Genomic DNA, 23,214 nt, shown 5'->3' on the forward strand with positions numbered 1-23,214 from the left:
GATGCCTCCGCATCCCCCTTCAAGGAGGAATGGACATGCGCAAGCCAGCAGCTTTTGCCCTTCTCGCCGGGCTCGCGAGCGGTACGGTGTTCGGTCTCGGAACCGCATTGGCCGACCAAACATCTCATTCGGCGCAGGCCTCCGCCCCCCAACCGATTGCTGACGTGCTCAATGCAGGCGGCGGGACTGTGGTTGGGTCGGTGACGGCGGTCGGTGCCAACTGGCTCACCGTCAGCGACGAGTCCGCCCGAACCAACGTGACGGTTCGGGATGCCCTGCCGGAGGGTATTCATCAAGGTGACCCGATCACGATTGTTGGCCGCGTTCGGCACGGTGGGCTGATGGCCAGCGAAATTATCCTGGCTGATGGGACGTGGCACGGCTCGATCGCCCAAACGGCCGAACGCTCGACCCGGGACAGCGATGAGGATGAAAATTGAACCGCCAGACGGACGGAACGCCGTATGGAAACGCGATCCGTCCGTCTTTTGGGAGCAGGAGTAACCGACAAGGAGCATGATCACCCCCAGAAGCGGTGGAACCCCAGACGGTGCTGTTCATTCATTAGGGAAGGTTTATGTTGGGAGCGGGCTGTGAACGCACGCCAGCATGTTCCCTGCGGTGACCAGGGTATTCCAAGGTCACCACCCAGCCGGAGGGAGGACCATCGTGACGTACCATTTCTCCAAAGTCGTCGAACTGCCATTCGAGGACGCCGTCTCGGCGATCACCGAGGCCCTCAAGGAGCATGGGTTCGGTGTGTTGACCGAGATCGACGTGAAGGCAACGCTGAAGAAGAAGCTGGACGTCGAGTATCGGCCCTATCGCATCCTCGGCGCCTGCAATCCGAAGATGGCCTATAAGGCGCTTCAGGCCGAGGACAAGATCGGAACCATGCTGCCGTGCAACGTCATCGTTCAGCAACGCGAGGACGGCAAGGTGGAGGTGTCCGCGGTCGACCCCGTCGCCTCCATGCAGGCGATCGACAACCCCAACCTCGCCGATGTCGCCCGTCAGGTGCAGGGCATGCTCCGTCAGGTGATCGACGATCTGGGTAGGCGGGGATAGTCACGCCGGTCCAAACCGGCCGCCGACAAGCCCAACTCCAGAGGAGAACCACTGCAATGGCTTATCGAGTTCGCAACACCATCGTCCCACTGGCCCTGGCAACGGCGCTGATCGCCGGGCCCGCGACGGCCCAGCAGACCCAACCGGCGCCGCAAGGCCAGACCACTGCACCGATGGGCAGCCCGAGTATGGGCGGTTCCGGTATGGGGGCGAACCAGGGCATGATGCAGGGTCAGGGCATGCACCAGGGCCAGAGGGCGCAGAATATGCCCAAGGACCCGGCCTCGCGTGCGTATATGCAAAGCATGCAAAAGATGAACCGGGACATGCGCAGCAAGCGCATGTCCGGCGACGCCGACGCGGATTTCGCGCGGATGATGGCCGCCCATCATCAGGGCGCCATCGACATGGCCCGTGTCGAACTCCAATACGGCAAGGATCCCGACCTCAAGGCCATGGCTCAGAAGATGGTCGATGATCAGACGAAGGAGGTCCAGCAGCTTCAGGACTGGCTGAAGCAGCCCCCGGCCAAGCAAGCTGGCAGCAAGTAACAGCAGGAATTTCCCATGATGTCGGGCAGTATGGATGGCTGGGGTTGGAGCATGGGCGGGATGGCAATCCTCTGGATCTTGCTACTCGTTCTCGTCGTCCTCGGGATTGCCGCTCTCGTCAAATACCTGAAACGCTGAGCCTCACATCGCGGAACGGAGCATACCCATTCGCGGCATGAGCGGTTGCCGGGAACCACGCGCACTTGGGCTGGTCAGCCCCTGGGCGTCTTTCGGTTGACGGCGACCAGCGTTGCGACCGACATGTGGCCCGGTCCGGGCGGGTACCGCACATACGCCGCGCTACCCGGCCCATCAGTCAACCACCGGCGCCTGTTCGATTGGCGGAGGCCGCGACAACAGTGTGCGGACGACGCCGTAGACGCTGACCGAGATGGCGAAGACGGTGGCGCCGACGCCCACCAGGGCCATCAGCGGCGACGTAGCCGCTGTATAAGCGATTTTCGTGTTGACTTTCCTATCGCTGGAGGGGCCATGCTCAGTTCGGTGACTTGGAGCGGCGATGAGAGTGGAGCGACACTCTGCCCAGCCCTTACACAAAGGTGTTGCGCTTTCCCGGAACCGCCCACTACTGTCCGGCCCCACCGGGCATAGGCGGTTCCGCCGAAAGTTGACTCCCCATTATCAACCAAAGACAGCTACGGCGGAGCGGATGCTAATCCCGCCGTCCTTGGTCCGCCGGAGTTGGCGCCCGACAGCGTAACGAAAGACGGCCGGGAGCTGGAGGGCTGGGGGAACACGGGACCAGAGGGTTTGGATCACCGTCCGGCCCTTGCGGGTCCGGCGTTGGGCCTGACCTGCCACTGTGCGCTGGGACCAGCGGAAGCCGATCTCGCCAAAATACAGGTCGGCGTGGTCGGGGCTGATGTGGTGGAAGACGCCGGCGATCGTGCGCCGGACACGATCGTTGAAGCCCTCGGCCGAGTTGGCATGCACGGTACCGCGAACATATTCGCGCTGAGAATGGCGCACGGTATCGTGCGCAGCGAACGCGCTGCCGATGGCGACGAACGCCTTCCATTCGTCGCTCATCAGGTGCGCGTCAGGATCGACAGCGGCTTCCAGCACCCGCTCGGCCTCGTCGAGCGACAGGTCAGCGACCACGGCGGCACGGGCCTCGCCCGCCGGTGTCCCCGGCTCCCGACCGCTTGGCCGCTGGACAACCGCGAGTGCTGGCGTCTTCGTCGTGCGGGGCTGGCCCTTGCGTCCGCGCCCCAGCTTGGGAGGGTTGGGATCACGGCGCGGCCTGGCGTCGAAATGGAACTCGTCGATCTCCACCGTTCCGCCCAGCGGATGGTCGCGCAACACCAGGAGCCGCAGAACATGGCTCATCCGCCATGCCATCGGCTGGCTGACGCCGAGTGCTTCGGCCAGACGGATGGACGAGATGCCCTTGTCCGATTGCAGGATGAACCACAGCCCCATGAGCCAGGTCCGCAACGGCAGCTTCGTTCCATGCAGCGGGGTTCGCGTCGTCACGGTAAACTGGTAGCGGCAGTCCGGATTGCAGCACTGATAAAGCCCTGGCCGCGATCGTCGTCCTATGTCGCGCCCGGCCAGGGTGATCGAACGCCGCGAGCCGCAGGCCGGACAGAGCCGTCCGTTCGGCCACACCATCGCCTCAACCAGCCGACGGCACCGCGCCTCGTCGTGGAATGCTTCGGTCATCTCCGCCACGGTCCGAATGGCCTCCAACTCTTCGAGCACCGATCCCATCGTCCCCTCCGTGCTTGATGGCTGAGAGTCGCACGTAAGCGCTGGAAGAGCTACGCTTTACTGTGTTTGGTTGATAATGGCGAGTTGACTTTTCGAACATTACGAGAACGCACACTCTGGCCCTCTTTACGGCGGTACTGGAGTGCGCGTTTTCATGCCGGAGATTTCTTCGACAAGTAATCAGCGGCGGATTCCCGCGGAATACTCGGGAGTTGAAGCGAATTTTTGCAAAACGCCCGGCTGCGCCAACTTCGGGGTCTCCCCCAACCGCACATCACCACGCAGTCGTCCTGCGGCATCGTCTCCGGTCAGCCGGGACAACTACCGCCTTAGTGGAACGGGCGGCGTCCCTGGCCTTTACTGCCAACTGTGCGGCAAGACAACAACCTTGAAGTCCAACCGCGGAGTTGACGAAGAGTTCTCCCGCGTGGCCGCGTTCTTGAGGCTTCCAGAGCGCCACGGCTACCTGAACAGCGACTGCGGCAACCATGGCCAAGCGACTCGGGAACATCTGGAACTCTATCGACTTTATGGCTCAACGCGCTCCGGCTCGAAGAGGTTCTTCTGCAAAGGGTGCGGCAAGACCTTCTCGGTTCCCGACGATGGCCGAGCCGGAGAAGAAGGTCGTGCTGCTCACCGACCTGAACGGCTACGGCGTCGACACGCTGGACCACTTGGCCCATCTGTTCAACCGAGCCTCGCTTCATGCCATCGATCGCTTCTTCATGCTGGTCCGGCGCCGCCTGCGGCTTCTGGAGCGTCCGATCGCGCCGACGCGCCGGGCACGGCGCGTCTGGCACGGCTACGCGCCCTACGACCCGGCGATGGTCGGCAAGTGCCTCGACATCTTCCGGGTCTGGTACAACTGGTGCTTCACGGGTGAGGACGGCCTGACCCCGGCGGAGCACCTGGGCGTCGCCAAGGGTAAGGTCCGAATGGAAGACATCGTCTACTTCGATCCCGACGCCTGATACGCAGTCCGTCTTACGCAGCCCCTCTCATGCTCGCTCTGGCAGAGTTTGTGGAACGGCATGCCAAGACAATGAAAGCTGCGCGGGAACAAAAATGATAGGGGTATCGTTCCCCCTCATTGGTCAGATTGGGATAGAGGAAGCCACAATGTCACACGAGCAAAATCACCATAGGAACATGATGGCAATGGGGTGGGGTCGGTTTGCGGCAATGATCGCAACCTCAACGTTCATCATGTTCTTTTTGATGTATCAACTTATTTATTCTCTCGATCACGCCTTATTAAGCGTAAACCGGCTGGTCTCCTCGCTCGTTATGGGGTGCGTCATGACTATCGTGATGCTCGGCTTCATGTGGTCAATGTACAGGGGTATGGCCATTAAGATCGCCGTACTGGTCGGAGCCGTGCTGGTCGGAGTTGTACTCCTCTACGTGAACCGCAGTCAGGGCCTGATCGGCGATGTCAGCTTCATGAAGTCGATGATCCCGCACCACTCCATCGCCATCAATAATGCAAGCAACGCCAGCATCAGCGACCCCCGCGTGCGCAAGCTCGCGGATAAGATCATCGAATCACAAGTTCGCGAGATCGCTGAGATGAAGCTGCTCATTGACGACATTGGGAACAGTGGCAAGCGCGGGAGTCAGCCCCTTCCTGCGCGACCGGCTCAGGTCACGCCCGATATGGAGCAGCAGATACGAGAGGCGGTTCAGTAGTGCCGTCGAACCCAGCGGATCGTGTCGGCTTCCGACGGACCACGCCGCTCGTGTTCGGACTTTAAGTGGAAGAGATGATGCCCAGAGTAGTATTGCAGGCCGCATGGCCTGCAATACCTTTGAGTAGGGGCTGGGACACTCTGCCATCCCCATCCGAACTCCGGCCAGGTCGGTCGTCGAGACGATCGTGCTGTTGCGCGGGCCAGAGAATGCTCCTAGGCTCATAGAGAGGCCGGTGGGCACACAACGTGCCGTCCGGTCTCAGACAAGGAAGGCAATCGCCATGTGGCGTGGGACATGGTCGACGGTGAGGAGGGTGGTGGTGAGCCTGCTGATGCTGGCCACGCTGCTCATCTATGCCGTGCCGAGCCACGCCAGTCTGCCGCCTCACCAGCACTCACCGGCGCCTCATGAACATGCCGTGGCCGACACGCACGACGATGATGTCGCCGGCGTGGCGGACCATGAGCACAAGCAGGACCGCTGCAAGGATCTTGGTGTGCTCGGTGACGATGCCTGCTGCAGCGTCGCCCAGTGCGCGACCATGCATGGCGGCCTCCCGGTCGGTGCCGTCGCAGCCTTTATTCCGGCCCTCAACCGGGCAGACCATCTGCTTGCCCTGGCAACGCCCGAAGGCATCGACAGCGACCCCGCACTCCGTCCCCCTCTCTGATCCTCTGACGCCACGAGTCTGTCCGCGTTCAGCTTGAGCTTTGGCTCAGCGAAGGATGTCGCCGGATGTCGTGCGCTCGGCCTTTGTGTCCCCGGCGCTCCCGCATGGAGTTCGACCGGGATGGCTCGAATCAGATGATCAGACGGAGGACGCCATGTCGTCTTTCACCCGCACCATGCTCCCGGCCTTTGCGCTCGTCGCCATGATGTCAGCTGCCCAGGCCCAAACCGCCACCACTCCGGACCAAGGCCAGGACCACCAAGCCCACCACCCTGCCGGCGCCACGACCACCCAGGTCCAGCCCACTGTGGCTCCGCCGCCCACTCAGCCGTCCCAGGGTGCTCTGTCCAGCGTGTCCGGAAACGCCCCGATGATCGGCGAGGGCATGGGCAGCGGGATCATGGTGCAGCCCGGTACACAAGCCCAGGGAGGTCTGCCCAGCGGGAACCGGCCCGGCATGATGATGGGCGGCATGATGGATCAGCAGAACGGCCAATCCAGCATGATGGGGCCAGGCATGATGGAGCAGATGATGCCCATGATGCGCCAGATGATGATGGGCCAGCAGGGTGGCATGGGCCTGCCGTTCGAGCACGTCGAGGGTCGCATCGCTTTCCTGAAGGCGGAACTCAAGATCACCGACGCCCAGGCGCCGCAGTGGAACACCTTCGCCGACACCCTGCGGTCGAACGCCAAGGCATATCAGGCTATGCACGAGCAGATGGCCAAGGGCGGCATGCCATCCGCGTGGCCGGACCGGCTGGCCGCTCAGCAGAAGGTCCTTGCCACCCGGCTCGACGCCGTGAAGGCCCTCGAGGCCGCCGCCAAGCCGCTCTACGCCGCGCTGACCGACGAGCAGAAGAGGGTTGCCGACCAGCTGTTCGCCAGCCCGATGGGCATGATGTGAGGAGGCAGCCATGACGCACGAACACACCCACCACACCCCCGAGACCCACAAGCCGGAACCGCAGGCACGCTTGCCCTGGTACCGGACCTGGACAGGACTAGCCTGCCTTGGCGTCCTCGCCGTCGGGGCGGTGTACCTGTCGCTCTATCACGTCACCCACGTGCTCGACGCGCTGCCCTTGGTGCTGCTGCTCCTCTGCCCGCTGATGCATCTCTTCATGCACGGCGGACACGGCCACGGCGGCCATGGTGGCGACGATGCCGACGGCTCCGGCAAGGGAGGCTCGCCATGACGCACGAGGCCTCAGGCTACGGACTGTGGATGCTGGTCATCCTCAACTCCGCGATCTTCATCATTTTTGCTTACAGCTTCGGCAAGCCGCAGTCGCCGCGGGACTGGCGCTCTTTCGGGGCGTTCAGCGCCTTCATCGTGGCGCTGTTCACCGAGATGTACGGTGTCCCGCTGACCATCTACCTGCTCTCGGGTTGGCTTCAGACCCGCTACCCCGGCCTCGACCTGATGTCGCACGACGCCGGGCACCTGTGGTCGACCGTCCTTGGCCTGTCGGGCAACCCACACTTCAGCGTGCTGCACATCCTCAGCAACCTGCTGATCCTGGGTGGCTTCGTCCTGCTCTCGGCGGCCTGGAAGGTGCTTCACGCCGCTCAGCGCGAGCACCGGCTCGCAACCACGGGCGCCTACGCCTACATCCGGCACCCGCAATATGTCGCCTTCATCGTCATCCTGTTCGGCTTCCTGCTCCAGTGGCCGACCATCCTGACACTGGTAATGTTCCCGCTGCTCGTCTGGATGTATGTCCGACTGGCGCACTCCGAGGAGCGTGAAGCCCTCCGCGTCTTCGGCGTCGACTATGAGCGGTATGCCGCGGTCACGCCGGGATGGATCCCGCACCTTGCCGGACATGGGCCGAACCGCCCCAGGGTGGGAGGGTCGTTTGGTGCGTGAGTTCGGGTCCAAGCGTATGAAGCAGGCGGCGGCAGCCGCGGTTACCGTCTGCCTGCTGGCACTTCCAGCCGGGGCACAGACCCTGCGCGATTCCGTGGAGGGGGCGTGGCGGCTCAATCCGGAGATCAGGTCGCTGGAGGCCAAGGAAAAGGCCAACCTCGGCGAGTCCCACGACAGCGTGAAGGTGGTCAACGCCCTGACCATGCCCGGCCAGAAGCCGGTTCAGGCCCGCTTCGAAGTCGGCCACCCGGGCCACTGAGACCCTATGGGTGGCATGAGGATCACCGCCTCATGCCACCCCGAACAAGGAGACGCCCGATGAGCGCCAAGAAGAAACTCGCCACACTGGCGGCGGCCTCGCTGATCGCCATGATGCTCGCCGGTCCAGCCCACGCCGCCGAAACCGTCAAGCTCTCAGAGGTTTCCCACCTGCACGGCATCGCCGTCGACTCCGGCGACCCGTCCCGCCTGTATCTCGCCTCCCATCACGGTGTGTGGCTGACCAAACCCGACGGCACGGCGACGCGGGTTTCGGACAATCGGCACGACTACATGGGATTCACGCCCAATCCGGCGCAGCCCGGCGCCTTCTTCGCCAGCGGTCATCCTGAGACTGGCGGGAACCTAGGTGTCCTCGTTTCGATTGACGGCGCTAAGACCTGGAAAGCGGTCTCGAAGGGCGTCAACGGGCCGGTGGATTTCCATTCGATGGACGCCAGCCTGGCCAATCCCAATGTGCTCTACGGCCACTACGGCAGCGTTCAGGTCAGCCGGGATGCCGGGAAGAGCTGGGAGGTCACCGGCAAGCCGCCTGCCGACATGTTCGACCTGGCAGCGTCGGCCAAGGATGCGAATACCGTCTACGCCGCCACGCGCACCGGCCTGATGGTCAGCCGCGACGCCGGAAAAACTTGGCAGGCGGCCTATATGGTGGCGCGCCCTGCGACCATGGTCACAACGACCAGGGACGGCACCGCCTACGCCTTCCAGGTCGGCACCGGTCTGCTCAAGACCACCGAGCCAAGCCCGGCGTGGCAGCCGGTCAGCAACGGCTTCGGCGACGCGGTCCTGCTGCATCTCGCGGTGGATCCGACAAACCCGCAGCGTCTGTATGCCGTGACCGACAAATCGGCCATCCTGGCCAGCCAGGATGGCGGGAAGACCTGGAAGCCGTTCCAGTCATGACGCACTGGGAGAGGCAGTCGTGAAAAAGGCGATGAAAGTCGGCATTGGCTTGACCTTGGGCGCTGCAGTTGCGGTGGCTGGCGCGGTTATGCTCGTCGGCCCGAAGGCGGGCGCTGATCCGACCGTTGCCGCACATGTCGCCCGAGGGAGGGGGGTGTACGCCGAGCAGTGCGCGTCGTGCCACGGGCGTCGGCTCGAGGGTCAGCCGAACTGGCAGAGCCGGAAGCCCGACGGCCGTCTGCCGGCGCCCCCTCACGATGCCACCGGTCATACGTGGCACCACCCGGACGAGGCTCTCTTCAAGATCACCAAACAGGGCATCGCGGCCTTCGCCCCGCCCGGCTACAGCAGCGACATGCCTGCGTTCGGCGGCAAGCTGAGCGACGCCGACATCTGGGCAGTCCTCGCCTTCATCAAAAGCTCCTGGCCGGAAGATATCCGCCGCCGCCACGCCGCCATGAGCGAGCAGTCGAAGAAGTGAGGCGGAGAAGACATCGCCTTGCAAACCGGGATTGACCTTCCAGCCATTGGAAGGTGGAGCATGGAGTCCTCAGTCGTCGCCACACATTGAACCTGGGTGGTGCCGCGCAACACCGGGGTCCCGACCTCGGGCCTGCGAAGGGAGATGCGAACATGAACGACCTGCACCATGACCATGGGCATCAGCACGGACAGGACCATCATGGTTACCATCATCACGCAGGACCCGACGACCGCACGACGGTCAAAGACCCTGTCTGCGGCATGATGGTCGACCCGGAGCGGACCGCGCACCACGCGGAGCATGATGGGCACAGCTTCCACTTCTGCTCGGTGCGCTGTCACGACAAGTTCGTCGCCGACCCGGAGCAGTATCTGAAGCCGGAAGCCAAGCCCGCGGCGCCGGAGGAGGCCGGGCGGGCCTCGCCGCAGAGGGGCGTCATCTACACCTGCCCCATGCACCCGGAAATCCGCCAGGAGGGGCCCGGCAACTGCCCGATCTGCGGCATGGCTCTGGAACCGGTGGGCGCGGGCATCGAGGAGGGGCCGAACCCGGAACTCGCCGACATGACCCGGCGCTTCTGGATCGGCCTGGTGCTCAGCGTGCCGCTGCTGGTCCTCGAGATGGGCAGCCACATTCCGGCCCTTGGCCTTCATGATCTGGTGCCGCCGCGCCTCTCCATCTGGATTCAGTTCCTCCTGGCGACGCCGGTCGTGCTGTGGGCCGGTTGGCCGCTGCTGGAGCGCGGCTGGCACTCGTTCCGGCGGCGCAGCCTGAACATGTTCAGCCTGATCGCACTGGGGGTCGGCGTTGCCTACCTCTTCAGCTTGGCCGCGACCTTCTTGCCCGGTCTCTTCCCGGCGAGCTTCCGGGGCATGGACGGGGTGGTGGCCGTCTACTACGAGGCCGCCGCTGTCATCACCGTGCTGGTGCTGCTCGGCCAGGTGCTGGAACTGCGCGCCCGCGAACAGACTGGTGGTGCCATCCGGGCGCTGCTGAACTTGGCGCCCAAGACAGCCCACCGCATCAAGGAGAGCGGTGAGGATGAGGAGATCTCCCTCGACCAGGTCCAGGTCGGCGACCGGCTGCGCGTCCGCCCCGGTGACGGGGTGCCGGTCGACGGCGAGGTGCTCGAGGGACGCAGCGCCGTGGACGAGTCGATGGTCACCGGCGAGAGCATGCCGGTCGAGAAGGAGCCCGGCGCCAAGGTGATCGGCGGCACCGTGAACCAGACGGGTGCGCTCGTCATGCGGACCGAGAAGGTCGGCTCCGACACCATGCTGTCGCGCATCGTGACCATGGTGGCCGAAGCGCAGCGCTCGCGGGCGCCGATCCAGCGCATGGCCGACGTGGTGTCCGGCTACTTCGTCCCGGCGGTCATCCTGGCCGCCCTCCTCACCTTCGTCGGCTGGATGGTCTGGGGGCCGGACCCTGCCTTCGCCTATGCGCTGATCGCGGCGGTCTCGGTGCTCATCATCGCCTGCCCCTGTGCGCTGGGGCTGGCGACGCCGATGTCGATCATGGTCGGGGTGGGAAAGGGAGCGACAGCCGGTGTGCTCATCAAGGACGCGGCGAGCCTGGAGCGGTTCGAAAAGGTCGACACGCTGGTGGTGGACAAGACCGGCACGCTGACCGAGGGCAAGCCTCGGGTGACCGCTGTGGTCCCCGCGCCAGGAGTGGACGAGGCGACCTTGCTGTCGTTGGCGGCAAGCCTGGAGCGCTCAAGCGAGCATCCGCTGGCCGCCGCGATCGTTGCTTCTGCCAAGGAACGTGGCCTGCCGGTTCAGGACGTCTCCAATTTCAATTCCCTCACCGGCAAAGGGGTGGTTGGTGCGGTGGGCGGCCACGCGGTGTCCCTTGGCAACGCCGCGATGATGCGGGACCAGGGGATCGTTCTGGGGGATCTGGAGGCGCGCGCGGATGAACTGCGGCGCGAGGGCGCCACGGCGTTGTACGCAGCGGTGGATGACGGCCCCGGTGGAGTCATTGCGGTTGCCGATCCAATCAAGACAACCACCTCGCAGGCACTGGACTTGCTGAAGGGCGATGGTGTGCGCATCGTGATGCTGACCGGCGACAACCGTACCACCGCCGAGGCGGTGGCACGCCGTCTGGGTATCGGCGAGATCGAGGCGGAGGTCCTGCCCGAGGACAAGAACCAAGTGGTGAAACGGTTAAAGGCGCAGGGCCGTGTGGTGGCGATGGCCGGTGATGGTGTGAACGATGCCCCGGCGCTTGCCGAGGCCGACGTTGGTATCGCCATGGGCACCGGCACCGACGTGGCGATTCAAAGCGCGGGCGTCACCCTGGTCAAGGGCGATCTGGGGGGGATTGCGCGGGCGCGGATGCTCAGCCGGGCGACGATGCGCAACATACGGCAGAACCTCTTTCTGGCGTTTGTATACAACGCGCTGGGAGTGCCGGTCGCGGCGGGCGTTTTCTATCCGCTGTTCGGCTGGACCTTGTCGCCGATTATCGCCGCCGCGGCGATGGCGTTGAGTTCGGTGTCCGTGGTCGGCAACGCCTTGCGGTTGAGAGGACTGCGTCTTTAGCGGCGGGTGACGCTCCGCATCGGAATGAAGCGTCGCTGCGCGTCCGGTGCCCTGGCGGTTCCGCCGGGATCAAAACCGCCCTGGCTGAAGCCTTGTGTCGCTCCAGCCCGCGTTACGCCGGATGATGCGCCGTTTCCGTCTCGAGGGAGACGTCTGCCCACCATTTTTGCCGTCTTAAAGGAATATCTCTCGCGTGTATGCTGGGGATTGGCGCCAACGGGGGTAACAAGCGCTGCTTCGTAACGGAGTGACCGATCATGAGGTTCACGTGTGCGTTGCGAGTTATTTTGATGGTCCTTAAGTTCGCGCCCGTATCGGCCCACGCGATCGAAGGCGGCAGAGCGGCATCGGGCGGAGCGGCGTTTGCGGCCAACGTCGTCGCCCTCTACAACCATGAGACCTCCGAGTTCTGCAGCGGCGTCCTCATCACGACGACGGCCGTTCTGACCGCGGCACATTGCGCGACCATGCATGACAAGATCAGCGTGTTGCTCGACGTACCTGCACGCGGCCAAGCCGGACAGGACACGGCGCGGCCGGTTCTACGGTCCATCCCCCATCCAGGCTGGATCGCCCGGCGGCAAGTGCCGATTGATCGCGGCGATTTGGCGCTGCTCCTTTTGGCTGCTCCCGTTCCCGCCTCTTACCGGCCTGCCGTGCTGTTGGACCGAACGGCCAGCACCGGCAGCGGTCTTGTTGGGCCGGGCCAAGGGTTCCACGGCATTCTGGCGGGATATGGAAGTGCGACCTGGTCGGTCGCGTCGGGGGTGGGACGCTTGCGCCACCTCGACCTGGAGGCCGTACTCTGGACGTGGGGAAAGACAGAATTTCTAATGGAAACCAAGGACGGCAGCGGATGCGATGGGGACTCTGGAGGTCCGCTTTACTTGCACACCCCCTCGGGAGGTCTGGCCGTGGTGGCGATCATCAGCCGCAGCCTGTTGAGCTACGGACCTCGTGTCTGTTCCCATCGGCTGGGGCTGACCGATCTGACGCCGTACCGGCAATGGATCGATGAAGTACTCGTTATGCACGGCTCCGGGTTCGCCACATGGTTGGAACTACCCCGGTTGCCAAAGCTACCGGATACTTCCCACCACCACCGTCAATCCTGAGCGGAGCCGATCTGCAATAGTGGCCCCGTCACGCGGCCTTTCGTTCAAACCGGTACACCGCGCAGCCCAACTCCGGAGGCAGCACCAGACGGCTCAGTTCCAAGTCGTGAGTGACTGTGAAATTGTTCTGCCGGCGGTAATCGCGCCAATTGCCCGACGCGAATTCATACCGGCTGCCGATGACAAGATAGAGTTCGACATGGTCGGTTTCGAAGACAAACCGCTCGAAAGCGTTGTTGGCCGGGGGCCACGAGCACAAGACCACCTTGGTCTTGTGCATCCGCAGCGCTGCGCGAGCATCTAATTTGATAACGCTGTCAGAGTATGTCACGGAGGATTGCCAACTGTGACTGTCCGTCGCGATGATCGATACGCCGACGTCCTGCAGGAATCGGGTCAAAGTTCCGTCTCCGGCGGCGATTTCCAGGCAGGGGCGCGAGCCGATCAAGCCCGCCAAATGAGTTATGAGTTCTTTGGAATAGAAACAATAAATACCTTTGGGCTCAACCAGAGGCATGAGCATGTGCCGTTGCCGGATCATCGGCCATATCAACTGGAACCAAAACATCGATACTGGCTTTCGCCTAAATCCGTCGAGAAATAACAGATTACCCATCAAGAATTTATCAATGCATCCGAGTTTTTGCGATTTAACATTCTTCCCCGCGAAGCGTGACAAATCCTTAATGACAAAGGCAGCCATTCTGACTTGTGCAAATCGTGATAAATAAGCTTTATAGTTAGACGAGTTAGGGAGCGTCTTGCTCAGAAGAACGGTCAGATCTTGATGATGTTCTATGGTTTGTTTAGTAAATTCCGCTAAATCCTGAGGGTTTCCGCGTTCGAGAATGCCGCTGATTTTGCGCTCCACGATGCGCCAGTCACGCGGGAGCGACGTGCGCAAGTCCTCCAACGTCCGGGCCTGGCGTAAGCGGATCAGTTTCTTCTCGCTGGGTGTCATGATCGAAGCTCTTTCCTTCCAAATGATCATGTAACGCCGATTGGGTTGCTCACGCTTTGCTTAACAAGCGGAGTACGGGCGTACCGATGGTCGAACAGGGGACTGGAAGACGACCAGCCCGTTTCGGACGTTTGGGCACGGCGCGAAAGGTTGAGAGGCTGCGGGCCGAACGGACGCTACGCCCGGCCCGCGAAGGTTTAGAACCAGAAGCGAACACCGGTGACGAACGACACTGCACTTGCGTCCTCGCCGTGCCGCCGCGTGATGTCGGCGGTCTCGCCGAGCTTGCGCTCCCAATTGACCCCGATGTAAGGCGCGAACTCCCGGGCCACCTCGTAGCGCAGCCGCAAGCCAAGCTCAATATCGGTGATGCCGCGCCCGAGATCGAGTTCCCGCACGCGCCGCGCCGACACATTCATCTCGGCGACCGGTTGGAGGATCAGACGCTGCGTGATGAGCAGGTCGTACTCTGCCTCGAGCCGGGCGCTCAGGGCGCCGTCCTCACTCAGAAAAGCCTGGGCGTTCACGTCGAAGAAATAGGGTGCTAACCCTTGGAATCCGGCAACCGCGTAGGTTGTCTGCGGCTGGGGCCGCACATCGTGACGCACACCGACCTGGACATCCCAGAACTCCGACACCAAGCGGCTGTAGAGAAGCTGGAACTCGGCCTTCTCGGCTCCGCCCTCGACTGGCTTGCTGCCTTTCGCATTGAGCCAGAGCTTGTCGGTGTCGCCACCGATGAAGCCTTTGATGTCCCAGTCGAGCGTGTTTTCACCGTCTTTCCAGCGATGCTCGAGGCGGTCGACCAGCAGGGTCGACAGGATCGCCGGTTCCTCGTGGAACTGTTGAGCATGGGGTGGGTCGGCCGCGTTGGCTGCGGTCGCCGTCACCACAAGCGTGAGAGCCCCGGCCAGGAGTAGGACCCGTCTCAGGCCCGATGTGATCATGCGCATGCGTCGCTTCCTGTCAGAGGCTGGCCGTGCGGCGCTCGACGATGAACCGCGTCATCATGCCCGAGGCCATGTGGTAAAGCAGATGGCAGTGGAACGGCCATTCCCCAGGCTCGTTCGCGGTCAACTGCACCGATGTGGTCTGTCCCGGAGGAACGAGAACGACATGCTTTTTGGGCAAGCGGTCCTTCTGACCGTTTTCGAGTTCCACGAACATCCCATGCAGGTGCATGGGATGAGCCATCATGGTCTCGTTCACGAAGCGGATGCGGATGCGGTCGCCATAGGCCACCCGGATCGGCGTGCCCTGGTCGAACTTCGCGCCGTTCAGGGTCCAGATGTAGCGGGACATCATGCCTGTCAGCCGCACAACGATTTCCTGGGTGGGCTCACGAGGGTCGCGGGTTTTGGAAAAGGCCCTCAGGTCGGCGTAGGACAGCGCCTTGGTGCCTGGCGGGGTGGCGGCGTCCGCCCAGCCAAGCGCCCGGTCCGAGCCCTTGGCCGCTCCCTGTTCCATGCCGGCCATGGTTCCATGATCCATGCCCGCCATGGTGCTGTGGTCCATGCCGGGCATCGATCCGGCGCCCATGCCCATCATGGCGCTGTGATCCATGCCTTTCATTGAACCATGGTCCATCCCGGCCATCGGACCCTGCTTCATTCCAGGCATGGAGCTGTGGTCCATGCCCGGCATCGCGCCGTGGTTCATCCCGGCCATCGATCCGTGATCCATGCCCGCCATGGAGCCGTGGTCCATGCCCATGTCGGCCATCGTCAGGATGGTGCGCGGGCGGCGGGCGGGGAGGTCCCCCGACATCCCTTCGCGGGGAGCGAGCGTCGCCCGGGCAAAGCCTGTACGGTCGATCGGTTCGGCGAAGATGGTGAAGGCCTTGTCTTCCTGCGGCAGTACAAGGACATCGTAGGTCTCGCCAACGCCAAAACGGAACTCGTCGATCTTCACCGGCACCACATTCTGCCCGTCGGCCGCCACCACCGTCATCGGCAGGCCCGGAATGCGGACATCGAAGATCGTCATCGCCGAAGCGTTAATGATGCGGAGCCGGACACGTTCGCCAGGCTTGAAGAGCGCCGTCCAGTTGTCCTGCGGTCCCTTGCCATTGACCAGGAAGCTGTAGCCGGTCACGTCGGCCAGATCGGTGGGCTCCATGAGCATGTCGCCCCAGTCAAGGCGATTGCGCACGGTGGCGTCCAGACCATCCCGCTCGGCATCCCGGAAGAAGTCGAACAGGGTCCGTTTCGATCGGTTGTAGTAGCCTTCGCTGACACTGCCGAGCTTGAGTTTTCTGAGCACGGAGGCGGGCCGCTCCGGCGTGTGGTCGGACAGCACCACGACGTAATCGCGGTCGGCGCGAACGGGTTCGCGCTCGGCCGGTTGGATGACGATGGCGCCGTACATCCCCTCCTGTTCCTGTCCGGCGGAGTGGCTGTGGTACCAGTAGGTGCCTGCCTGGCGCAGTTGGAACCGGTAGGTGTAGGTGTCGCCCGGCATGATGGGCTGGTAGCCGTTGAATCCGGGGGCGCCGTCCATGACGCCCTGGAGCAGCAGCCCGTGCCAATGGATCGAGGTTGGTTCATCCAGCCTGTTGGTGACATGGACGACCACCTCCTGCCCTTCGCGCCAGCGAAGCGTCGGGGCCGGGATCGAGCCGCCGATGGCGATGCCGTGACTGGTGGCACCGTCGATCGTCAGCCGGGTGCGCTCGACCGCCAGATCCAGCGTTTGATGCGCCGTCGCGAAAGCGCGGCGCTCGGGGTAGAGTGTCACGACGCCCGCAAGCCCCGCCAGTCCGGCGAGCTTGAGGGCATCGCGGCGGGAAAGCCCGCGCGATGCCGTGTTCATGGAACTCTCCCTCAGCGCGTGAACGCGACCTTGCCGACCATGCCGGACTCGTAATGCCCCGGCATGTTGCAGGCGAACTCCAGTGCGGTTTCCTTGGTGAACTTCCAGGTCAATTCCTTGGTTTCGCCCGGCCCCACGAGCACGCTGTTGGGGTCGTCGTGCTTCATCTCGGCCATGCCCATCTTCGAATGGTCCATGCCGTTCATGCTCGTGTTGATGCCCGTCGGCGTCAGCATGCCGTGCTCAACCATCATCGCCATCTCCTTCTGATGGGCGGCGTGCATGGTAGCAGTGCCGATGTTGAACTCGTGCAGGAAATCGCCTTTGTTCTTGAGAACGAAGCGGACCGTTTCGCCCGCCTTCACCGAAATCGATTCAGGCTTGTAATAGTTATCGCCCAATTCGACCTGCACGACCCGCTTTGCCGAGGATGCCTTTGCCGGCTCTCCAACGGCGGCGGCATGCCCGTGACCGGGCTCGCCTGCGCCTGCAAGGGCAAGCCCCGGAACGGTCAGCAGGGCAATGCCAGTCACTAGGGAGGCGGCGGTCAAAGTACGGATGTTGAGACGCATGAAGATTTCCTTTGGTTGTGTTTCGAAAGCAAGCATGGGCACACCGGGGGCCGAGGCCCGGCCGGAGTGATGTGCGGTGGCGGATGGACGGAAGCCGCGGTCAGGACGGGACGAGAAGCGCCTTCAGCAGCCGGCGGCACCCGGGACGAATGCGATGGACATGCAGCTCCGTCTCACGCTCGGGCCTTCGGCGGCCGCCGGGGTGGGGAGATCAAACGGCCGTTTTGCGGTCCATTGACCACCAGGGCGACGCGGACGCGGGTCCATGCGACGGAGGATACGGCAAACCTGTCTGGTCCATGCGCCAGCACAGAGCACGCCGTCATGCAGCACCCGTCGTCAGGCCCCTCAGGGCTGGGGTCATGGTTGTTGCCAGGGGCTCGCTGGTCGCCGATACGGTCATGGGGAGTGGCGAGCGTGGCGCAATCGGTCGCGGTGTTCTTGGCGGCGCTCTCTCCGATCTGGTGGATCGGGCGGGCCGAGGCGGCGACCGGCGTCATGGACGGAGCGCTTCCTCCCCAGACGAGGAGCAAACCGACTATTGCGGTCAGGAGGAAGCGGATGTCGACACCGGTCACGCCGCACCCTTGCGCAGACCCTGCGGCAGGGAGGCGTCGATGCCGACCGCGTGTACGATGGTGGCCGGAGTCACATCATTTTGCCCTGCCAAGAACCGACGGATGTCATCGTAGCGCACGCGAACATCATCCATGGTCTGATAGTATCCAAGAAGTTCACGCAGGGGAGCCGACATATCCTTGTGGGCAGCTAAAACCGCGACCAGAGCTCCCAGCGATAATCTCTCCTCAATCACTAGATACCCGCCGATGCTGTAGAAGAAGAACGGGGTGAGGTGAGTGATGAAATTGTTCAGGCTTTTGATGAAGAATTTGCGTCGGTAGATCTCGAGCCGTATGATTTGCGCCCGTCTGAGGGAGCGTGAGACAGCGAGGACCGGATTCGGATGCATGCCTTGGCTGCGAGGGTCGGCATCCGCAATTGCGGCCCCGAACGAACGCATTTCCCGTGACCGCTGGCGCGCTAGGGCGCTGACCCGGCGTTGCAGGCGGGGAATCAAGGCGATCTGAACTGGAACCAGCGTCATGGCGGCGGCGCCGAGCACTGGGTTTTGAAGTACCATGAATACTAGGATGGTCAGAAAGGTGCCGCCCTCGAAAGCTGGCGTCAAAAAGGCTTCACCGGCGAAACCGGCGATCGGATCAACCTCCTGCACCAGCACGGGAATGATCTGTGAGGGGGCGCACGGTTTTTTCCCCCGTGACCAAGCCTGGAAGACGGCAAAGCGCATCCGGCGCGTCATGCCTTCCGACAGGTGGCCCTTGAGGAGGTTGATGCCGTATTTGACGCCGCCGCTCACCAGAACGGCTGCGAGATAAAACGCGCACAGTACGAAGAGCAGTTCATAGGAAGTCAACGTCACCCCGAGCACCGCAACCGCCTCGGTCTCCGTGCTCAAAGCCCGGTTGATGATCTGCTTCGGCAGTTCGAGAACCGCGTAGAGCAGAGGCAAAGACGTCAATGCGGCCACAAGCAGAACGAACTGCTGCCGTTGCGTGTGTTTCAGAACGTAGCGGTACAGATTCGCCGGGAACGGAGCGCGTAGTTCCGGAGACGGTGCAGTCGGCTGGCAGGCCAGACGCCGACGCACGAGGCCGACCGACCAAACCACCAGCAGGGTAAGAAACGCGACTGGCATCGCCAGTAGGACGACGTGGACGACGAAATGCATCCACCAGTGGGAGCTGGGGAACACACTAGTGATGATCCACTCACTCAGCTGGTGGATGTGGTCTTGCAGGATGGCCCAGTTCATTCGGCACCTGCCTTTCGATGCGACCTCGTTCGAGTGGCGGGTACCGGGGTCCATCGCTTGCGGTCTGGTGAAGCAGCGTCCCATATTCCCGTTCGCCACAGCGAACTGATCGCAGTGCCTCCAGCCACCATTCCTGCGAGACGAAAGGTGCGGATCAGAGATTGGGCATGCACGCTTCTCGCCATCGCTTGTCCACGTCGTCCGTAGCGGTGAAACCAACGCTTCGCCATCGCATCAAATCGTTGCGTGCCAAAGCCTGACTGCGATTAGAGCGTCCGCATGTTGCAGTTGTAGGACGCGAATGTAACAAATTGTTGCGGGGCTTCAGGGAAGGTGGCGCTGCCGATTTTGCCCCCAAATTCACATCGTTGTGGCCGGTCGGGACCCCTTGTTCGTTCCGCCCTAATCACATGAAATCGCTTTTGGGTGGATTATAGAGAAAGTCAAAATGGAAATTGCAATTATGGAACGATGTATATGGAGTGGCGTGCCATCACCCAGCTCCTCATCGTTGTCGTTGGATTTCACGACCGGCAGACAACTACCGCTTACCGGATTCATTGCGGCACACGGTACCGATCCAGCTCTGTTCTCCAGCATGGTCTCTCCGCAACACTGCGCATCGGCTTCTGCTGCGTCAGGGAGCTTGGGGATAGATCAATGGGTATTGTGCATGACCGGTGCCAAAGCAGCACACCCAAACTTGGTGGGGCGGCCGTGCGACATAATGATTGCCAAAGGCACCGATACGTAGGAACCAAGCATGACTATCAACCAGATAGCCGCTCTACAGCGTTTCCGCGCTGAAATGCAAGGTTGTTCACTGGCCAGCCCAGCTTCTCTTTGGGGGCCCTGGGGCACCTTTCAACGGTCAGCCCAAGGCAGCGTGATGGTGACGCATAGGCCACCGTCCGGGTGGTTATCAAGGCTGATATCACCTCCATGCGCCCGGATCGTTGTGCGCGCGATGGTCAAGCCAAGACCGAAGCCGCCGGTTTCCCGGGAGCGGGAGCGCTCCACTCGATAGAACGGGTGGAACACTTTCTCCATCTCGGCCTCGGGTATGCCGGGGCCCTCGTCTACCACCTCGACATGGATTTTGCCGTTGCCCACCGACAGGGTGACGCGCGCACGCGCTCCGTATTTGACTGCGTTGTCGATCAGATTCATGAAAGCGCGCTTGAGCATCACCGGACGGCAGCGCACCGGAACATGGCGCGCACCGGCATACTCCGCGCTGTACCCGGAATCGGTCAGCGTGTCGCAGATCGTCGCCAGCGTGACCGCCAGATCGATCACCTCGGTTTCCTCCTGCACGCCGTCATCGCGCAGGAAGGCCAGCGTTGCCGAAATCATCGTCTCCATATCGGAGATCTCGCTCAGCATCTTGGCATGCTGTTCGTCGTCTTCGACGAATTCAGCCCGCAATCGCAGGATGGTGAGCGGCGTCCGCAGATCGTGGGACAGGGCCGCAAACATCTGCGTACGGTCGGTTAGCAGCCGCTGGATGCGCTTTTGCATCTCGTTAAAGGCGTGAGCAGCCAGACGCACCTCGCTGGGGCCGGTTTCAGGCAGCGGCGGGGCGGTGACATCGACGCCGAGCCGCTCGGCGGCACGGGCCATGGCACGCAAAGGTGCCGTCGTGGAACGGATGAGAAGGACGGACAGGCCGGCCACTGCCAAGGCCATCAGGCCGGTCGACAGCAGTAAGCCATGCGGGGTGCTCGGCGGCTGCTCGGCCAGAATGTAGCGTAGGTTGAGCCAACTCTCGTCTGGCAACTGTGCAGAGACCAGCAGCATGTGACCACCGTCGCCCGGGTGGTCGGGGTCTGCGGCGAAGGCAAGGTAGAGGGGGCGTTCGCGCTGGTCAGGCGTGGCTTCGCGCAGACGGTTGAGCAGCGCATCGAGTTGAGGGTCACCGGGGTTCGTGGCTGTTGTCAGCGGCACGCGGCTCCAATGAACGTCAAGCCGACGGCCCGACAGCAATTGCGCGGTCCGCTCGCGTTCGCTTGGCTCGGCCTTCAGGACAGCGGCCCGCACCGTCGCGATCCGTTCCGCCGCTTCATGCTCAATTGAATTGCCAAATTGAGATAGAAGATCGATGCGATAGGCACCGATGCTGGCCAAATGGGAGAGCGTTAGCCCGGCCATCATCACAGCGATAGTGCGCGCCGCCATACTGTCCGGAACCAGACGGACGCGCATTACAGCCGTTCCACCGTCGCAGCGAACACATAGCCTGCACCGCGCACAGTCTTGATCATGCTTTGCTCAGCGTCCGTCTCGACCTTGCGCCGCAGCCGGCTCACCTGGACATCAATCGTCCGATCGAACGCCGAGGCCGCCCGGCTGCGGGTGATGTCGAGCAGTTGATCGCGCGTAAGAACGCGCTGGGGGTTCTCAACGAAGGCGAGGAGCAGATCATATTCGCCGGTGGTCAGCTCGACCAGCGCCCCGTCGGGCGAGCGCAATTCACGGCGTACCAGATCCAGCTGCCAGTCGGCAAAGCGCAGGATGCGTCCGCCGCTGTTCGGCGGATCGAACTGATCGCCCGGCATGGTCGTGCGGCGCAGGACCGCCTTGATGCGCGCCAGCAATTCCCGCGGATTGAAGGGTTTGGCGACATAGTCGTCGGCCCCCATTTCCAGACCGACGATACGATCGGTTTCCTCGCCCATGGCCGTCAGCATGATGATGGGCACGGCCGAGGTCGACCGCAGTTCACGGCACAGTTTCAGCCCGTCATCCCCAGGCAACATCAGATCGAGAACGAGGAGATCGATGGGGCCGTTGCGCAGGCATTCCCGCATCTCATAGCCGTCGCGGGCAGCGGTGACCTTGAAGTCGTGCATGCGGAGAAACCGCCCCAACAGGTCACGGATCTCTTTGTTGTCGTCAACAACCAAGATGTGATGCAGGCTCATGGTGCTCGAACAGGTTTTTACAGTTGGGGTGCCACGGGTGAGATCGATACGAGGATCGCGCTGGAAGTAAGATCAGTAAGCGGGAAAAATGAATATGCAGGTTCCCATTACAGTTTGAAATATGCTGAATCGATCGGAGTTTGCCAGCGTCCCAATACCTGAGAGACCACGGCGCCATGACGAAGCGAACAGCGCCCAAATACGCTCCTGAACTGCACGGACGCACGGTGCGAACCGTATAGTAGCATGCGGGAAAGCGCGCTTCATAGTGGGCAGTGAGCCGGCCGGTCGCGGCGATAACTGGCTGCAATTCTGAGACACCGGGGGCTTGGTCTGAGAGAACGTGAGACCCGGTCGCTGGATGGGACGAGATCAGACGGACAGCCATTACTGCGATGGACCGGGCGGGCGTGTTGTAGGGCGCAGCCGCATCACCCCCGCTCCACCGGGCCCGAGAACACGTAGCCGACGCCACGCACCGTCTTGATCATGGACTGCTCCGGTCCCGCTTCGATCTTGCGGCGCAACCGGCTGACCTGGATATCGATCGCCCGGTCGAAGGGCAACGCCGCCCGGTTGCGGGTAATGTCCAGCAGCCGGTCACGCGACAGGGTGTGGTGGGGATTCTCCAGAAAAGCGACCAACAGATCGTATTCGCCGCCCGTCAGGTCGACCAGCACGTCGTCGGGGGACCGCAGCTCGCGGCGAACCAGATCAACCGTCCAGCCAGCAAAGCGCATGATGCGGTCGGCGGAGGCCGGCTGCTTCGGATGGCCGTCGGCCGCGCCGGTCCGGCGCAGCACCGCCTTGATGCGGCTGAGGAGCTCACGGGGGCTGAACGGCTTGGTCATGTAGTCGTCGGCACCCATCTCCAACCCGACGATGCGATCAGTCTCTTCACCCATCGCGCTCAGCATGATGATCGGGACCGCCGAGCCCACACGCAGCTCTCGACAGAGCTTCATTCCGTCATCACCCGGCAGCATCAGGTCAAGCACGATCAGGTCGACAGGCCCATTCTTCAGGCATTCGCGCATCTCATAGCCGTCGCGGGCAGTGCTGACCTTCAGGTCGTGCTTGCGCAGGATACGGCCCAAGAGGTCGCGGATCTCCTGATTGTCGTCGACGACGAGGATGTGGTGCATGGTCAGGCCAAGGTGGCTGGAAGGACAATCGAGGCATCAAATGGGA

Annotated in this window: 23 protein-coding genes; 14 read left to right on the forward strand and 9 right to left on the reverse strand. The window is 62.8% G+C overall.

What is annotated here, in order from left to right; all coding sequences use genetic code 11:
• Window positions 1–35: 35 nt before the first annotated feature.
• The 3 genes from FZ938_RS25700 to copM all read left to right on the forward strand — a co-directional run bounded on the left by FZ938_RS25700 (window position 36) and on the right by copM (window position 1,619).
• The gene (locus tag FZ938_RS25700) at window positions 36–440 is read left to right on the forward strand and encodes a hypothetical protein (RefSeq protein ID WP_136706022.1); all 405 of its coding nucleotides are present in this window, start codon (window positions 36–38) and stop codon (window positions 438–440) included.
• 229 nt (window positions 441–669) lie between these two features.
• Window positions 670–1,068 (forward strand): DUF302 domain-containing protein, encoded by a 399-nt coding sequence (locus FZ938_RS25705; RefSeq protein WP_136706023.1) that lies wholly within the window; start codon window positions 670–672, stop codon window positions 1,066–1,068.
• A 56-nt stretch (window positions 1,069–1,124) separates the two neighbouring features.
• Window positions 1,125–1,619, forward strand: a complete 495-nt coding sequence (gene copM, locus FZ938_RS25710) for a CopM family metallochaperone (protein ID WP_136706024.1) — start codon at window positions 1,125–1,127, stop codon at window positions 1,617–1,619.
• A 642-nt stretch (window positions 1,620–2,261) separates the two neighbouring features.
• On the opposite strand, the gene FZ938_RS25715 is transcribed toward copM, so the two are convergent.
• A complete protein-coding gene (locus FZ938_RS25715) occupies window positions 2,262–3,353 on the reverse strand; it encodes an IS1595 family transposase (RefSeq protein WP_109155162.1) in 1,092 nt (363 codons plus the stop codon).
• Window positions 3,354–3,955: 602 nt separating this feature from the next.
• Here FZ938_RS25715 and FZ938_RS25720 point away from each other — a divergent pair.
• The 11 genes from FZ938_RS25720 (at window position 3,956) to FZ938_RS25770 (ending at window position 12,921) form a co-directional block, all read left to right on the forward strand.
• Window positions 3,956–4,324, forward strand: coding sequence for a hypothetical protein (locus tag FZ938_RS25720; RefSeq protein ID WP_109155163.1), 369 nt, complete (start codon window positions 3,956–3,958; stop codon window positions 4,322–4,324).
• Window positions 4,325–4,472: 148 nt separating this feature from the next.
• Window positions 4,473–5,042 (forward strand): DUF305 domain-containing protein, encoded by a 570-nt coding sequence (locus FZ938_RS25725; protein ID WP_246458205.1) that lies wholly within the window; start codon window positions 4,473–4,475, stop codon window positions 5,040–5,042.
• Window positions 5,043–5,364: 322 nt separating this feature from the next.
• Window positions 5,365–5,715 (forward strand): hypothetical protein, encoded by a 351-nt coding sequence (locus FZ938_RS25730; protein WP_109155164.1) that lies wholly within the window; start codon window positions 5,365–5,367, stop codon window positions 5,713–5,715.
• A gap of 154 nt (window positions 5,716–5,869) precedes the next feature.
• Window positions 5,870–6,622 carry a Spy/CpxP family protein refolding chaperone gene (locus FZ938_RS30860; RefSeq protein ID WP_199231069.1) on the forward strand — a complete coding sequence of 251 codons (753 nt, stop codon included), beginning with the start codon at window positions 5,870–5,872 and terminating at the stop codon, window positions 6,620–6,622.
• Window positions 6,623–6,632: 10 nt separating this feature from the next.
• Complete coding sequence (locus tag FZ938_RS25740; RefSeq protein ID WP_109155165.1) at window positions 6,633–6,914, forward strand: DUF2933 domain-containing protein; 282 nt, start codon at window positions 6,633–6,635, stop codon at window positions 6,912–6,914.
• Window positions 6,911–7,588, forward strand: a complete 678-nt coding sequence (locus tag FZ938_RS25745; RefSeq protein ID WP_109155166.1) for a methyltransferase family protein — start codon at window positions 6,911–6,913, stop codon at window positions 7,586–7,588. The genes FZ938_RS25740 and FZ938_RS25745 overlap by 4 nt, the downstream gene beginning before the upstream one ends.
• The gene (locus tag FZ938_RS25750) at window positions 7,581–7,847 is read left to right on the forward strand and encodes a hypothetical protein (RefSeq protein WP_136706026.1); all 267 of its coding nucleotides are present in this window, start codon (window positions 7,581–7,583) and stop codon (window positions 7,845–7,847) included. Before FZ938_RS25745 ends, FZ938_RS25750 begins: the two co-directional genes overlap by 8 nt.
• Before the next feature lie 59 nt (window positions 7,848–7,906).
• A complete protein-coding gene (locus tag FZ938_RS25755) occupies window positions 7,907–8,773 on the forward strand; it encodes a WD40/YVTN/BNR-like repeat-containing protein (protein WP_109155168.1) in 867 nt (288 codons plus the stop codon).
• Window positions 8,774–8,792: 19 nt separating this feature from the next.
• The gene (locus FZ938_RS25760) at window positions 8,793–9,254 is read left to right on the forward strand and encodes a c-type cytochrome (RefSeq protein WP_246799110.1); all 462 of its coding nucleotides are present in this window, start codon (window positions 8,793–8,795) and stop codon (window positions 9,252–9,254) included.
• 152 nt (window positions 9,255–9,406) lie between these two features.
• Window positions 9,407–11,806, forward strand: a complete 2,400-nt coding sequence (locus FZ938_RS25765) for a heavy metal translocating P-type ATPase (protein WP_109155170.1) — start codon at window positions 9,407–9,409, stop codon at window positions 11,804–11,806.
• A 290-nt stretch (window positions 11,807–12,096) separates the two neighbouring features.
• Window positions 12,097–12,921, forward strand: coding sequence for a trypsin-like serine protease (locus tag FZ938_RS25770; RefSeq protein WP_169055110.1), 825 nt, complete (start codon window positions 12,097–12,099; stop codon window positions 12,919–12,921).
• 28 nt (window positions 12,922–12,949) lie between these two features.
• On the opposite strand, the gene FZ938_RS25775 is transcribed toward FZ938_RS25770, so the two are convergent.
• From FZ938_RS25775 to FZ938_RS25810, 8 genes are all read right to left on the reverse strand, one after another.
• Window positions 12,950–13,882: an SAM-dependent methyltransferase gene (locus FZ938_RS25775; protein ID WP_146203813.1), complete on the reverse strand. Its 933-nt coding sequence runs from the start codon at window positions 13,880–13,882 to the stop codon at window positions 12,950–12,952.
• A gap of 197 nt (window positions 13,883–14,079) precedes the next feature.
• Window positions 14,080–14,835, reverse strand: coding sequence for a copper resistance protein B (locus FZ938_RS25780; RefSeq protein WP_109153182.1), 756 nt, complete (start codon window positions 14,833–14,835; stop codon window positions 14,080–14,082).
• A gap of 13 nt (window positions 14,836–14,848) precedes the next feature.
• Window positions 14,849–16,693, reverse strand: a complete 1,845-nt coding sequence (locus FZ938_RS25785; protein ID WP_109153183.1) for a copper resistance system multicopper oxidase — start codon at window positions 16,691–16,693, stop codon at window positions 14,849–14,851.
• Between the two features lie 11 nt (window positions 16,694–16,704).
• Window positions 16,705–17,265, reverse strand: coding sequence for a cupredoxin domain-containing protein (locus tag FZ938_RS25790; protein ID WP_174757575.1), 561 nt, complete (start codon window positions 17,263–17,265; stop codon window positions 16,705–16,707).
• 574 nt (window positions 17,266–17,839) lie between these two features.
• Complete coding sequence (locus FZ938_RS25795) at window positions 17,840–19,099, reverse strand: ABC transporter ATP-binding protein (RefSeq protein ID WP_109153184.1); 1,260 nt, start codon at window positions 19,097–19,099, stop codon at window positions 17,840–17,842.
• Window positions 19,100–19,963: 864 nt separating this feature from the next.
• Complete coding sequence (locus tag FZ938_RS25800) at window positions 19,964–21,304, reverse strand: ATP-binding protein (protein WP_109153185.1); 1,341 nt, start codon at window positions 21,302–21,304, stop codon at window positions 19,964–19,966.
• On the reverse strand, window positions 21,304–22,023 hold the full coding sequence (locus FZ938_RS25805; protein WP_109153186.1) for a response regulator: 720 nt from the start codon (window positions 22,021–22,023) through the stop codon (window positions 21,304–21,306). The genes FZ938_RS25800 and FZ938_RS25805 overlap by 1 nt, the downstream gene beginning before the upstream one ends.
• Before the next feature lie 431 nt (window positions 22,024–22,454).
• The gene (locus FZ938_RS25810; protein WP_109153187.1) at window positions 22,455–23,168 is read right to left on the reverse strand and encodes a response regulator; all 714 of its coding nucleotides are present in this window, start codon (window positions 23,166–23,168) and stop codon (window positions 22,455–22,457) included.
• Window positions 23,169–23,214: the final 46 nt, after the last annotated feature.

This window comes from Azospirillum oryzae (assembly GCF_008364795.1).
In the GTDB taxonomy this organism is placed as follows: domain Bacteria; phylum Pseudomonadota; class Alphaproteobacteria; order Azospirillales; family Azospirillaceae; genus Azospirillum; species Azospirillum oryzae.